The 13,584-nt window shown below is 66.2% G+C and carries 11 protein-coding genes; 8 read left to right on the top strand and 3 right to left on the bottom strand.

The features are described from left to right. Window positions 1-13: 13 nt before the first annotated feature. A complete protein-coding gene (locus tag V2I30_RS10680) occupies window positions 14-1,072 on the bottom strand; it encodes a DnaJ C-terminal domain-containing protein (protein WP_330662144.1) in 1,059 nt (352 codons plus the stop codon). Between the two features lie 378 nt (window positions 1,073-1,450). Here V2I30_RS10680 and pdxH point away from each other — a divergent pair, with 378 nt between their 5' ends. Next, window positions 1,451-2,125, top strand: coding sequence for a pyridoxamine 5'-phosphate oxidase (gene pdxH / locus V2I30_RS10675; RefSeq protein ID WP_330662143.1), 675 nt, complete (start codon window positions 1,451-1,453; stop codon window positions 2,123-2,125). A 10-nt stretch (window positions 2,126-2,135) separates the two neighbouring features. After that, complete coding sequence (locus V2I30_RS10670) at window positions 2,136-2,954, top strand: PhzF family phenazine biosynthesis protein (protein WP_330662142.1); 819 nt, start codon at window positions 2,136-2,138, stop codon at window positions 2,952-2,954. An 84-nt stretch (window positions 2,955-3,038) separates the two neighbouring features. Here the strand turns inward: V2I30_RS10670 and V2I30_RS10665 are convergent, their stop codons facing one another. Further along, window positions 3,039-4,175, bottom strand: a complete 1,137-nt coding sequence (locus V2I30_RS10665; protein WP_330662141.1) for a serine hydrolase domain-containing protein — start codon at window positions 4,173-4,175, stop codon at window positions 3,039-3,041. 109 nt (window positions 4,176-4,284) lie between these two features. On the opposite strand from V2I30_RS10665, the gene V2I30_RS10660 reads away from it, so the two are divergent. After that, window positions 4,285-4,590 (top strand): hypothetical protein, encoded by a 306-nt coding sequence (locus V2I30_RS10660; protein ID WP_330662140.1) that lies wholly within the window; start codon window positions 4,285-4,287, stop codon window positions 4,588-4,590. Here V2I30_RS10660 and mnmA read toward each other — a convergent pair. After that, window positions 4,587-5,753, bottom strand: coding sequence for a tRNA 2-thiouridine(34) synthase MnmA (gene mnmA, locus V2I30_RS10655; RefSeq protein WP_442896929.1), 1,167 nt, complete (start codon window positions 5,751-5,753; stop codon window positions 4,587-4,589). The two genes, V2I30_RS10660 and mnmA, sit on opposite strands and share 4 nt — an antisense overlap. 534 nt (window positions 5,754-6,287) lie before the next feature. On the opposite strand from mnmA, the gene sciP reads away from it, so the two are divergent. The 5 genes from sciP (at window position 6,288) to V2I30_RS10630 (ending at window position 13,533) form a co-directional block, all read left to right on the top strand. After that, window positions 6,288-6,587, top strand: a complete 300-nt coding sequence (gene sciP / locus V2I30_RS10650) for a CtrA inhibitor SciP (protein WP_330662138.1) — start codon at window positions 6,288-6,290, stop codon at window positions 6,585-6,587. 129 nt (window positions 6,588-6,716) lie between these two features. After that, window positions 6,717-6,986, top strand: coding sequence for a GlsB/YeaQ/YmgE family stress response membrane protein (locus V2I30_RS10645; RefSeq protein WP_330662137.1), 270 nt, complete (start codon window positions 6,717-6,719; stop codon window positions 6,984-6,986). Between the two features lie 348 nt (window positions 6,987-7,334). Next, window positions 7,335-8,528: an efflux RND transporter periplasmic adaptor subunit gene (locus V2I30_RS10640; protein WP_330662136.1), complete on the top strand. Its 1,194-nt coding sequence runs from the start codon at window positions 7,335-7,337 to the stop codon at window positions 8,526-8,528. 109 nt (window positions 8,529-8,637) lie between these two features. After that, entirely contained in the window at window positions 8,638-12,171 is a 3,534-nt protein-coding gene (locus V2I30_RS10635) for an efflux RND transporter permease subunit (RefSeq protein ID WP_330662135.1), read from the top strand. Window positions 12,172-12,237: 66 nt separating this feature from the next. Next, window positions 12,238-13,533 (top strand): DUF445 domain-containing protein, encoded by a 1,296-nt coding sequence (locus tag V2I30_RS10630; RefSeq protein WP_330662134.1) that lies wholly within the window; start codon window positions 12,238-12,240, stop codon window positions 13,531-13,533. Window positions 13,534-13,584 lie beyond the last annotated feature (51 nt).

Raw genomic sequence — 13,584 nt, 5'->3', positions numbered from 1 at the left:
CCTCAGCCGCCCGTCACAGCCCGAACTTGGCGCGCGGGCGGGCGGGGTCGGTCCAGTCGCCCAGCCGCTGTTTCAGCGCGTCGAGATCCTCGGGCATCTGGATCTCCAGCGTCACCAGCTGATCGCCGCGCGCCGGTTTGCCGTCCTTGCCCGCATCTGCGCCCGCACCCTTGCCTTTCTTCCTCGTCCAGCCCTTGCCCGACAGGCGCATCACCGTCCCGCCATCCGAGCCAGGCTTGATCGTCAGCATGACCGGCCCGTCGACCGTGGGGCATTTGACCTTGCCGCCATTCACCGCCTCGTCGAGCGTGATCGGCAAGTCCATGCGGATATTGTCGCCGTCGCGGCGGAAGAAGGGATGGGGCGCGATCTCGATCATGACGATGCCGTCGCCATTGCCGCCGGGGCCCGCATGCCCCTTGTCCTTGAGCCGCATCTGCGTGCCGTCCTCGACGCCGGCGGGCAGCTTCAGGCTGATCGCCTTGCCGTCGGCGAGCGTGATGCGCTGGTCGCGGCCTGATGCGGCATCGACGAAGGGCACGGCGAGGCGATATTGAATGTCGGCGCCGCGTTTGGGCGGAGGGGAGGGGCGCTGGCCGAAGCCACCCATGCCGCCGCCCATACCGCCCATTCCCCCGCGCCGGGGTGGCGGTTCGGGACGGCCGCGGCCGCCGCCGAACAGCCCTTCGAACAGATCGCCCAGATCCATGTCCTCGGCGCCGAAGCCCTGAAATTCCTGATCGCGATAACCATGCGCACGCGGCCCGCCCGGCCCTCCGCGGCCGAAGCCCCGGCCGCCCATCCCGCCCCCTCCCATCCCAGCGCCCATGCCGGCGAAGGGATTGAGCGGATTGCCGTCGGCGTCGATCTCGCCGCGGTCGAACTGGGCGCGCTTATCCTTGTCCGACAACAGATCGTAGGCGCGCGTCACGTCGGAAAACCGCTCCGCCGCCTTGGGATTGTCCTTGTTCTTGTCAGGATGCAGCTGTTTGGCGAGCTTGCGATAGGCGCTTTTGATCTCCTTTTCGGAAGCGGTGCGCGCGACGCCAAGGGCGGAATAGGGATCGGCCATGGTGTGTTAGCTAGGTCGCTCGGCGAGGCGAGGCAAGCCGTTGTGCGCGATAGGGGGCGACGGATGGCGCGAGGGTCGCACGCTTTCCTACGCCGCGGCGCGTGTCCTATGGCTTTCGATATGCGCATTTCCGCCAGCCGATCGACGCCCTTCGGGATGGGCAAAGGTGACACTTCGCCGTTGTCACAGCGACACTGCCCGCGCCGTAAAGAGACACTCTGCAATGCAAAGAGTGTCACTTTGCGCGCGGCGAGTGACACTTCGGCAGCTAGAGTGACGCTTTTGCCGCGTAAGGTGACACTTCAGGCTCTTTTCCGCTTGAACCCTGTTCCACATGTTCCATCCTGTAGGACACCAAGCCTGCAGGAAAGCCCGCCCATGAGCCAATCCGACGCCCTACACGATGCCCTCCACGATGCCCAACTCGCCGACAGCGTGATCCCCGCGGGCGCCGATCCCTTCGCGCTGTTCGAGGAGTGGTTCGCACTCGCGCGAGGAGCCGAGCCCAACGATCCCAACGCGATGGCGCTGGCGACCGCGACGCCGGACGGTCGGCCTTCGGTGCGCATGGTGCTGCTGAAGGGGCATGGCGCACAGGAAGGGCCGGCAGGGGGCTTCACCTTCTTCACCAATGCGCAGAGCCGCAAGGGCGAGGAGATCCGGGCGAACATGCACGCGAGCCTGCTGTTCCACTGGAAGAGCCTGCGTCGCCAGATCCGCATCGAGGGGCCGCTGGTCGAGGTGACGCCCGAGCGCGCCGATGCCTACTTCCACTCGCGCCCTTACAAGAGCCAGGTCGGCAGTGCCGCCAGCGACCAGTCGCGCGCCCTGGCCGATCGGCAGGACTACCTTGACCGCGTACAGGCGCTGTGGGGCGAGCACGAGCAGGAGGGCGAAGTGCCGCGCCCCGATCACTGGACCGGCTTCACCCTGCGCCCGGAACGCATCGAGTTCTGGATCGACCGCGACAACCGCCTGCATGACCGCCGCCTGTTCACGCTGGAGGGCGCAGGCGACGCGCTGGGCTGGACCGACACGCTGCTCTATCCGTGAGGCCGATGCGATGACGCAATCCATCCCCTACTGGCATGTCGATGCCTTCAGCGCGAAGCCCTTCGGCGGCAATCAGGCCGCGGTCATGGTGCTGGACGAGTGGCTGCCCGACGACGTGCTGGTGAAGATCGGGGCGGAGAACCTGTTCGCCGAGACCGCCTTCGTGGTCCGCGACGAAACCGGCGAGGCCGACTGGGAGCTGCGCTGGTGCACGCCGACCTACGAGATCGCGCTGTGCGGCCATGCGACATTGGCGAGCGGGCATGTGCTGCTGAGCCACCACGATTGGGGCGAGGGGCGCGATTCCGTGAGGTTCCGCACACGCAAGTCGGGCGTACTCGAAGTGCGCCGCGATGGGGAGGGATATGCCCTAGCGCTGCCGGCGATCGCTACCGAGCCTGGTGACTATCCCGAGGCGGTCGCGCTGCTCGGGGCGGAGCCGATCGAAGTGTATCGCAACGCGGATCGCTACAACGTCTTCCTGTTCGAGAACGAAGCTGCGGTGCGCGCGCTCGATCCCGACATTCGCGGGCTCGGCAAACTGGGGACGGACCAGTTCATCTGCACGGCGCCGGGCAATGGGAGCGACATCGTCAGCCGCGTCTTCGTGCCCGGAGGCGGCGTCGATGAGGACAGCGTCACCGGGTCCGCACATGCGGTGCTGACGCCCTATTGGGCGAGGCGCCTCGACCGCGACAGCTTCACCGCGCATCAGGCAAGCGAGCGCGGCGGGCATCTGACGCTACGGCTCGCCAAGGACGAGGAGGGCCAGCGCGCATGGCTCGGCGGCCCTTGTGTGACGGTGGTCGAGGGGAGGTTCCACCTGTGACTAGCGCGAGTCCCTGCGAAGGCAGGGACCTCGTCGAACCAGGCGCTTCGTCGAAGCAGGCCCCCGCCTTCGCGGGGGCTCGTCCTATCGGCGAGGGTAAAGCTCCAGCACATCGGCTGCCTGCTGCAGCATCGCGGGACGCTCCTCGCCATCCGAATGGCCCAGCCGCACCAGCGTTACGCGCTGCTCAGGCGAGACGAGGACATACTGGCCCATATGCCCGATCATCGCGAACAGGCTCTCGGGCGCGCGGTCGGGGAACAGCGGGTGGGGCCGCTCCGCATCGGGCACGGGGCGGTTGAGCCAGGTCTGGTAGCCATATTGCGGCGACACCGGGCTTGGGCTCACCATTGCCTCGATCCAGCGCCGCGGGACCAGCTGCTCGCCCCCCGGGGCGCGGCCGCCGGCGCGCAGGAACTCGCCGAACCGGGCATAGTCGCGCGCGGTGGCGTGCATCAGGCTGCCGCCGATCAGCGTGCCCGATGCGTCGTATTCAGGCACGATCGAAGTCATGCCGAGCGGTGCGAACAGCCGCTCCTCGAGATAGTCGGCGACCGCGCGCCGGCGCGTCTCGGGGTCGTCGCTGGAGGTCAGCGCGCGCGCGGCGATGTCGGCGAGAATGACGGTGGTGTTGGAGGAGTATTCGAACCGCTCGCCCGGCTCCGCCTCCAGCGGCTGCTCCCTCGCCCACTTCGCCATGTCGCCGCGCCCGTCGAGAAACAGCATGCGCACCTCCGAGCTCTCATGTGGCGGATCGCCCGCTTCGGTATGGCGCAACCCGGCGCGCATTTGCAGGAGGTGCCTGAGCGTGATGTCCGCGCGCGGATCGCCGCTCCGCTGCCAAAGCGGGACGGGGGCGGGCGCATCGACGCTAAGGAGGCCGTCGGCGACCAGCATGCCGATCAGCACCGCTGTGATCGTCTTGGCCATCGACCAGCTGACGAAGCGCGTCTCGCCGTCATAGCCCGCGCCATAGCGTTCCGCGGCGACCTTGCCGTCATGCAGCAGGACGAGCGCGCGGGTTTCGCCCAGGCCCTCAAGTCGGAACAGGTCGTCCACCTCGCGCGCCAGCTGGTCGCGCGGCGCGCCGGCATCCTGCGACACCGCGGCAAGCGCGGCCTCGGACAGCGGCGGCGGGGGAGGAGGAGGGGCCTCGCCGCACGCGACAAGGGCTGGCAGCAAGGCGATAGCGGCGATAGGGAGGGCGAGACGGCCGTTCATGGCGCTTCAATCACGCATGCAAATCGGGAAGGCAATGGCAAACACAGCGGCACCGGCACGATCGGCGAAAAGGGCGCCCGCGAGGCGTGGAGGATGGGCCGGCAAGGCGGTGCTCGCATTGATCGTGCTCGCCCTCGTGGCGCTGGCAGCGTTGCTCTTTGCCAACCGCACGCTCGTCCAGGGCTACGCCGACACCGGCACCGCATATGCAGCGCGGGTTGCCTGTTCGTGCCGGTTCGTGGCGGGCCGCGACCTTGCCGATTGCGAGAAGGACAAGCTCGCCGGCATGGAGCTGGTCTCGCTTTCGGGCGACGCCGAAGCGCGCAGCGTCACCGCGAGCTTTCCGCTGATCGCCTCCTCCACCGCGACCTATCGCGAAGGCTATGGCTGCGTGCTCGAGGAGTGGGAAGGCTAGGACGCGGCCGAAGTCGTCGCGTCGATCCAGCCGCCGCCGACCACGCGCTCGCCGGCATAGATCACCGCCGCCTGGCCCGGCGCGACGCCATATTCGGGCGCGGCGAAGCGGATGGTGGTCGCGGCACCTTCGCCGAGCGGCCCTTCGAGCGTTACCGGCACCGGCTTTGCGAGGCTGCGCACCTTGGCGGTGAGCGGAGCAGTGCGCGGCACATCCCCGATCGCATTGGTTTCGATCACCCGCGCGCTCTCGACGCCGAGCATCCTCTTGGGCCCGACCCGGACTTCGCGCGTCTGCGGATCGACGCCGACCACGTAAAGCGGTTCCGCCTGTCCGCCGATGGCAAGGCCCTTGCGCTGACCGACGGTGAAATGGACGATGCCCTGGTGTTCGCCGAGCCTCTCGCCAGTGGCGGCATGGACGATGGCGCCGGGCGTGCCGCCTTCGGGGCGCAGCTTTTTGACGATACCGGCGTAATTGCCATCGGGCACGAAGCAGATGTCCTGACTGTCGGGCTTGGCCGCATTGCGCAGATGCGCTTCTGCCGCGAGATCCCGAACCTGCGACTTGGGCAGGCCGCCCAGGGGAAAGCGGATGTAGTCAAGCTGGTCCTGCGTCGTCCCATAGAGGAAATAGGACTGGTCGCGCGCGGGATCGAGCGCACGGTGGAGGTGCGGACCGCCCGGCGTCTCGACCCGGCGGACATAATGCCCGGTCGCGAGACAGTCCGCGCCAAGCTCGCGCGCCATGCGAAACAGGTCCGTGAACTTGGGCCCCATATTGCAGCGGATGCAGGGTACAGGTGTGCGCCCGGCGAGATATTCGTCGGCGAACTGTTCGACCACGTCTTCGCGAAAGGCGCTTTCATGGTCGAACACGTAATGGGCAATGCCCAGCCGATCGGCGACGGCGCGCGCATCGGCGATATCGTCGCCGGCACAGCATGCGCCCTTGCGCCCGGTCGCCGCGCCGTAATCGTACAGCTGGAGCGTGATGCCGATCACTTCGGCCCCGGTGCGCGCGGCGAGGGCGGCGACGACCGAGGAATCCACGCCGCCGCTCATCGCGACGACGATCCGGCACTGCGCGCCCGCGCGAGGCAGGTCGAACAGGTCGGCGGCGTCCTGCCCTGCTAGCGGGCCGGCATCGAGAGGCGCAGTCATGGTCATGATCGGGCGCGCATATAGGCGGCGCGAGGCGGTTTGACCAGTCGGCGGGAGGAGCGGCCATCCCTGCTTTGCTGTTGCAGGCGGGCTCGGCGCTTTTCCTAACTAGCGGTGAATCGCGGTTTTACCCGATCTTGACAACCGAGGGCTACAGCCGGCGCCCATGTTCGCAAAACATCCCCCCCTCCCGGACGACGCCGAGGCCGCGCCTCAAGGCGATGCAAAGCAGCTCCGGCGCCTCGAATGGAGCGAGCTCGCCGCGCGGCTCGATGCGGCGCGCGATCTTCGCCGGGTGCTCGCGAGCGAAGCCGCGCGTCGGCAAACCGGCACGACGAGCTTTGCGGGGGCGGCGAGCCGCTTCTTCGGATCGTCCCAGCACCGCGAACCCAAATTTAACCCTGGTGATTTAGAGCGCTCTAAAGGCCCCACATACATGGTGGACGCCCTGACGGATCGAGGCGCGCAAATGCAAGGCGCGGTGGGCGATGCACCGGCGAAGTCGGGGCGGCCTATGGATGCGAGAAGTGATCGATGATTGAGAACCAGGATATTCGCCCTGCGCAGGTGATCGGCCCCTTGGGCGAGCCGCTGACGCTCGACGATCTGCCCTCGCCCGAAACCAAGCGCTGGGTGGTGCGGCGCAAGGCGGAAGTGGTCGCCGCGGTGAATGGCGGGCTGCTGACGATCGACGAAGTGCTCGAACGCTACAGCCTGACGCTCGAGGAATTCGCTTCCTGGCAGCGCGCGGTCGACCGTTCGGGCATGCAGGGTCTGCGCGTCACCCGCATCCAGCACTACCGCGACCTTTACGAGCGGCAGCTGAAATACTGAATACCGCACCGACCGGCGCGCTGTCGCGGCTTTGTTGCATTCTTTCGAAGATTCCGACCGTTTTCCGGAACCAGGCGCCAACCCGCCCGTTGCCCCGGGTAACATCATCGATCCTTTGGAGGAATTGCAATGCTCGGGTGGATTATCGCTCTTGTCGTAGGCGGTATTGCCGGCTGGCTGGCAAGTATCGTCATGAACAGGGATGCCTCGATGGGCATCTTCTGGAATATCGTCGTCGGCTGTGTCGGCTCGTTGATCGGCAACGCCATTGCGGGGCCGCTCCTCGGCCTGTCGGGCAGCGTGCAGGAATTTTCGCTGGTTGGTCTGCTCGTCGCCCTGTTCGGCGCCATCGTGTTGCTTGCCATCGTCAATCTCATCCAGCGCGGCCGAGTTCGGTAAAGCAACTTAAACGCGGTTTGGGGCTCGTCCCCAGACAAGGAGGGCGGCGCTGACCATGGGGTCTGCGCCGCCTTCGACGTTTTTGCGGCCCCTCGGCACATTTACGCACATACCGCTCGGATCCGGACCAGCCTCCGCTTTCTGCACCTCCGTTCGCCGCACCTGACGTTCGTCAGCCTCTCACGTCATCGAACGATCCGCACATTGCCCGAAGGCGGCGAGGCGATTAAGAGGGATTGCGGAAGGTGACTTATGCCTATAACACACTTCGCGTGCTCCGGTCCTGATACGAATGAATGCGGAGACCGGGCAGAAAGGCGATCAGTCGTCCGCTAAAGGGTAACGTGAATGAATTACGCAACGACGATCACCGCCGAAGCGCAGGATGATATCCACGCCGAGACGGTGGGCGACACGGATGGTGAGCGCAAATCCGGGACCGGCCGCAAATTGCTGTTTGCGGGCGCCGGCCTGTTCGCGCTGCTTCTGGCGATCGGCGCCTATTTCGCGCTTGCGGGCGGCGAACCCATGGCCGCGGGCGACGACAATTCGCAGGCCCCGGTCGTCACGGTGATCGCGCCGGGCCGGACCACGGTCAGCGGCGAGATCGAGGCGCCCGGCACGCTTGCCGCGCGGCGCCCGATGCCGGTCGGCGTCGTGGGCGAAGGCGGACAGGTTCTCTCGGTCCGCGTCGATGCCGGCGACTGGGTGCGTCAGGGACAGGTACTCGCTGTGATCGATCGCTCGGTCCAGACCCAGCAGGCCGCTGCGCAGGAAGCGCAGATCGCGGTCGCGCGCGCCGATGCCGAGCTTGCTCAAGCCAATCTCGATCGCGCGCTGCAGCTCGTCGATCGCGGTTTCGTGTCGAAAGCCGATGTCGACCGCTTGACCGCAACGCGCGACAGCGCCGTCGCCCGCGTGCGGGTGGCGGAGGCGCAGCTTTCCGAACGCCGCGCGCGCAATGCCCAGCTCAACGTCCTCGCGCCCGCTTCGGGCTATGTGCTCGAGCGCAATGTCGAACCCGGCCAGACGGTCGGCGCGGGCAGCCCGGCGCTGTTCACGATCGCGCGCGGGGGCGAAATGGAAATGCTGGCGCAGCTGAGCGAAAACCAGCTGGCGACGCTCTCGACCGGCATGTCGGCGAGCGTCACTCCGACCGGGACGTCGAAAAGTTTCGATGGGCAGATCTGGCAGCTGGCGCCCACTATCGATCAGCAGAGCCGGCAAGGCACGGCGCGCATCGCGCTGCCTTACGCGCCCGAGCTGCGGCCCGGCGGTTTCGCCACCGCGCGGATCGCCAGCGGCACAATGAGTGCGACCGTGCTGCCCGAAAGCGCGGTGCTCGCCGATGACGAGGGCAGCTTCGTCTATGTCGTGGGCGAGGACAACAAGGCCAACCGCACACCCGTCACTACCGGTGCCGTGACGTCGGAAGGCATTGCGATAACAGAGGGACTGACGGGAAGAGAACTCGTCGTCCTTCGCGCGGGCGGCTTTCTCAATCCGGACGAGATCGTGAGCCCGCGGCGCCAGGACAGCTGATCGTCATCCCGATGCGCCGGACGAACGTAATTTATGATAGGGAAGCGCGCGGCGCGGCGTGCGGCGCAGGAACAGGTGCAGGAAGAGACGCAGGAACAGACGAGGCCTCATGAACTTTCGTAATCTTTCCGCCTGGTCGATCCGCAATCCGGTCATTCCTCTGGTGCTGTTCACCGCGCTCCTGCTCGCCGGCGTCGTCAGCTTCTCGCGCATGGACGTTACCAACAATCCGGATGTCGAATTTCCCGGGGTGAATGTCTCCATCGCCCAGCCCGGCGCCGCCCCTACCGAGATCGAGAACCAGATCACCCAGCGGGTCGAGGCCGCGGTGCGTTCCATTAACGGCGTCAATTCGATCCAGAGCTCGGCCCGCGAAGGGTCGTCGAGCACCTTCGTCGAATTCGAGATCGGCACCGACATCACCGAGGCGCTGAGCGAGGTGACCACCGCGGTCGATGGCGTCAGGGGCAATTTGCCCGACGGCATCCTCGAGCCGCAGATCAGCAAGGCCGACATCGCCGGCGGACCGATCGGCTACGTCGCCGTCGAAGCCGACGACATGACCATCGGTGAGCTCAGCTATTTCATCGACGACGTCGTCATCAAGCGCCTGCTCAATATCGAAGGGATGGCCGAAGTCGGCCGCTTCGGCGGTGTAGACCGGGAGATCGAAGTCGTCGTCGACCCGGTGAAGATGCAGGCGCTCGGGGTCACGGCGGCGCAGATCAACGCCATTTTGCGGCAGGATAACCTCAACGCGGCCGGCGGTCTCGCCGAGGTCGGGGGCACCCGCCAGTCGCTGCGCGTGCTCGGCAATGCCGATACAGCATTCGAACTGTCCCAGCGCCAGATACAGCTGGGCGGCGACCGCACGATTCGCCTCGCCGATGTAGCGACGGTGCGCGATGGCTTCGGCGAGCGCACCTCGATCAGCGAGGTCGGCGACCGCGAAGTCGTCAATTTCTACATGAACCGGGCGCGCAACTTCTCGGATCTGACGGTCTATGAAGAAGCGCTGGCGGCAATGGAGGAAATCGAGGCCGAGAATGACGGCGTGCGCTTCATCCAGCTGGGCACCAGCACCGAGTATACCGAAAACCAATATACGAGCTCGATGTCCGCACTGATCGAGGGCGCGGTGCTGGCGATCGTCGTGGTGTTTCTGTTCCTGCGCGACTGGCGCGCGACCTTCATCAGCGCGGTCGCCATCCCGCTCTCGGCGATCCCGACCTTCTTCTTCATGGACCTGCTGGGGTTCAACCTCAATTTCCTCTCGCTTCTCGCGCTGGCGCTGGTCGCGGGCGTCTTGGTTGACGACGCAATCGTCGAGATCGAGAATATCGTGCGCCACATGCGGATGGGGAAGACCGCCTATCAGGCCTCGATCGATGCCGCCGACGAGATCGGCCTTCCGGTGGTCGCCACCAGCTTCTGTATCGTCGCGGTGTTCCTGCCGGTCGGTCTGATGCCGGGCATTTCGGGGCAGTTCTTCCAGAATTTCGGCCTCACCGTCGTGGTTGCGGTGCTGATGTCGCTGGCTGTCGCGCGCATGGTCACGCCACTGATGGCGGCCTATTTCCTGTCGGCGAAGGGCGCGGGCGCGCATGGCGAAGGCCCATGGATGGATCGCTATATGGCGCTGCTCGGCTGGACGCTCGACCGCGGCAAGATGCGCGACCGCCGCCGGAAAACGACACCGCCGCGCCGCCGCTTTCTCTACACGCTTGCGCTTCTGTTCGTGACGCTGCTCCTGCTGGCCGTGACGGCGTTTGCGCTGTTCGCGAGCTATGGGGCTATCAGCGGCCTCGGCATACCGGATGCGGTCGCCCGGGTGGTCAGCGACGACAGCAATTCCTGGCCGTATTTCCTCGTCTCGAAACTGTTTGAGCTGGTTACCCTGGCGCTGGTGTCGGTGATCGCGCTGGCGGCCGGCGTCGCCGTGCTCAAAGGGATCGAGCTCTTCGGCGGACTCTGGAGCCGCTCCGGGAGTTTCACGCGCTACCTCACCGCGCGCTTCTACGATCACCGCATCTGGATGCTCGGCATGGGCTGGTTCTCGCTGCTGGTCACGCTGCTTCTATTCATGAACATTCCGGCGCAATTTCAGCCCGATATCGATGACAAGAATTCGACCATCGAGATCGAGATGGTGCCCGGCACAACGCTCGAAACCACGATGGGCGTGGTCGATCAGGTTGTCGAGATACTCGAGCGGCAGCAGGAATACGATTACGCTATCCAGCGCAATCGCATCGGGTCGGCCAGCATCTACCTGACGCTCAAGGAGGATCGCGAACGCACCCTCCAGCAATTCGAGCGGCAGCTCACGCCCGAGCTCAACAAGATCCCCGACGCCCGCATCCGGTTCCAGTCTCAGGGCGGGGGTTTCGGAACCGGCCGCGACATCACCCTGATGCTCGCCGGATCGAACCCGGATACGTTGAACGAAGCGGCGAACACGCTGGTCGAACAGATGCGTGGCCTCGATTCGCTGGTCGCGCCGCGCATCAGCGGCGACCTGAATCGCCCCGAAATCGTCATCACCCCCAAAGAGGCGATAGCGGCGGAACTGGGCGTCAGCACGATCGCATTGAGCCAGACGATCCGGATCGCGACCCTCGGCGAGATCGACCAGAATGCAGCGCAATTCTCGCTGTCGGATCGGCAGATCCCTATCAGGGTCAGGCTGAGCGACGAAGCGCGCACCGATCTCACGACTATAGAGAACCTGCCGGTGCCGACTGCGACTGGCGGAACGGTGCCGCTGTCGCGCGTTGCGGACATCTCCTTCGGCGCGGGGCCGACGGTGATCCAGCGCTACAATCAGAGCCGCCGCGTGCTCGTGGGTGCTGATCTTGCCGACGGCGTGTTGCAGGGCGAAGCGCAGGCCGAAGTCGAGGCCCTCCCGATCCTGCAGAATCTGCCGACCGGCGTCATCCGGGACAAGGTGGGACAGGACGAATTCCTGGAGGAACTGCAGACCAACCTCTCGATCGCCATCGTCGCGGGCGTCCTGCTCGTATTCGCCTGTCTGGTGCTGCTCTACAAGCGCCTGATGAGCCCGCTGGTCAACATGACCTCGCTCGCGCTCGCGCCGCTCGGCGGAATTTTTCTCGTCTGGCTGCTCGGCATGCCGCAATCGATGCCGGTCTATATCGGCATACTGCTGCTGCTCGGCATCGTCTCGAAGAACTCGATCCTGCTGATCGACTTCGCGATCGAGGAGATGGACCGCGGCACCGCAAAGACCGAGGCGATCATGGAGGCGGGCCACAAGCGCGCGCAGCCGATCGTCATGACCACCGTTGCAATGACGGCGGGGATGGTGCCGGTGGCGCTCTCGCTTTCTGGCGATGGCGCATGGCGTCAGCCGATGGGCGTGGTCGTGATCGGCGGCCTCATCATGTCGACCCTGCTGACGCTGGTGATCGTGCCGGCAGGCTTCAGCCTCGCCGATGGCTTCGAGCGGCGCGTGGGCCCGTGGTTGCGCCGCAATCTCCTGACCTACAAGCCGGGCGACGATGGGCGGCCCGTGCGGCCGGAACCTGCGCCCGACATGCCGTTCCCGAGCGAGGATAGCGGCCTGGCGCGTGGCTCTTCGCGAGGACCGGGCAGCGAACCCGGTGCCCAGCCCGCCGAATAGGCGCGGGCGCGCTCCCTCGCGACAGGGCGTGACGCAGCCGGATAATTCGGGCAGATAGAGCGGCTTATGGCGACCGGTGCGCGCAACATGCCCCTGACCTTCGGCGGCGAACCGCTGAGCGTGGACCGCGCGCGGCGCATGCGCTGGACCGCGAGCGGTTTGCTTGCGGCGATGGCGGTGCTGTTCTTCTCGACCCATGCCGCCGCCGAAACCGGTCATGCCGCCTGGGGCTATGTCAATGCTTTTGCCGAGGCCGCGATGGTCGGCGGGCTCGCCGACTGGTTCGCAGTCACCGCCCTGTTCCGCCACCCGCTGTCGCTGCCGATCCCGCACACGGCGATCATTCCGTCCAACAAGGACCGGATCGCCGACACGATGGCGCAGTTCCTCCGAGAAAACTTCCTCACCCCCGCCGTCGTCGCGCGGCGCATGTCGAACATGAATGTCGCGCGCGCGGTCGGCGATTTTCTGGTCGAAAGCCCTACCCGCGGCCAGGTCGATACCCGTTCGCGGATCACCGGCGGGGCGGCGGAGCTGCTCGCGGAAGTGCTCGAATCGCTCGATCCCGATCGGCTCGGCAATCAGGTGCGCAGCGGCCTCGGCGGACAGCTCGCGAAGATCGATGTCTCGCCGCTTGCCGGGCGCATGCTCGAAAGCGCGATGGTCGATCGCCGGCACCTGCCGCTGATCGACGGTATCATCCGCTGGGCTGGACTGACGCTGGAGGACAACGAAGAAACCATCCGCGACATTATCCATCGCCGGGTCGCGGGCGTGCTGCGCTGGGCGGGGCTCGACAAGACGATTTCGAGCAACGTCCTCGACGGGCTCTACAAGCTGCTGGCCGAAGTGCTGGTCGATCCCAATCATCCCTTGCGCGGCAAGATCGAACAGGGGCTATCCAAGCTCGCGCACGACCTTCAGCATGACGAGGCCACGCGCGCACGGATCGAGGAGATGAAGCGCGACCTTCTCGAAAACCCGGCGGTCGCCGAATGGTGGATGGGCGTTTGGGAGCGGATCCGGCGCTCGATGATCCGCCGCGCGCGCGATCCGGAAAGCGGGCTGGGCGAAGAGATGCGCGGGACGCTGGCCGATCTCGGCGCGGCGCTGAAGCAGGACGAGCGGCTGCAGATCCAGATCAACCGTTTCGCCCGGCGCACCGCGGTCGGCGTCGCGACGCGCTACGGCTCGGAAATCGTCACGCTGGTGTCGGAAACGGTAAAGCGCTGGGACGCGACGACGATCACCGGGCGGATCGAAAGCGCGGTCGGGCGCGATCTGCAGTTCATCCGCATCAACGGGACGCTGGTCGGCGGTCTCGTCGGCATGACGCTGCATTTCCTCACCTCGCTCATGTGAGGGAAATGGAGGCCTCGGGCCTCTCAACACCTTGTGATCGGGCGACATAGG

Origin of the sequence: Erythrobacter sp. (assembly GCF_036351135.1) — a bacterium.
Classification (GTDB): domain Bacteria; phylum Pseudomonadota; class Alphaproteobacteria; order Sphingomonadales; family Sphingomonadaceae; genus Erythrobacter.
Note: the sequence above shows the minus strand (reverse complement) of the source record. Positions and strands in the feature narration are given on the sequence as shown.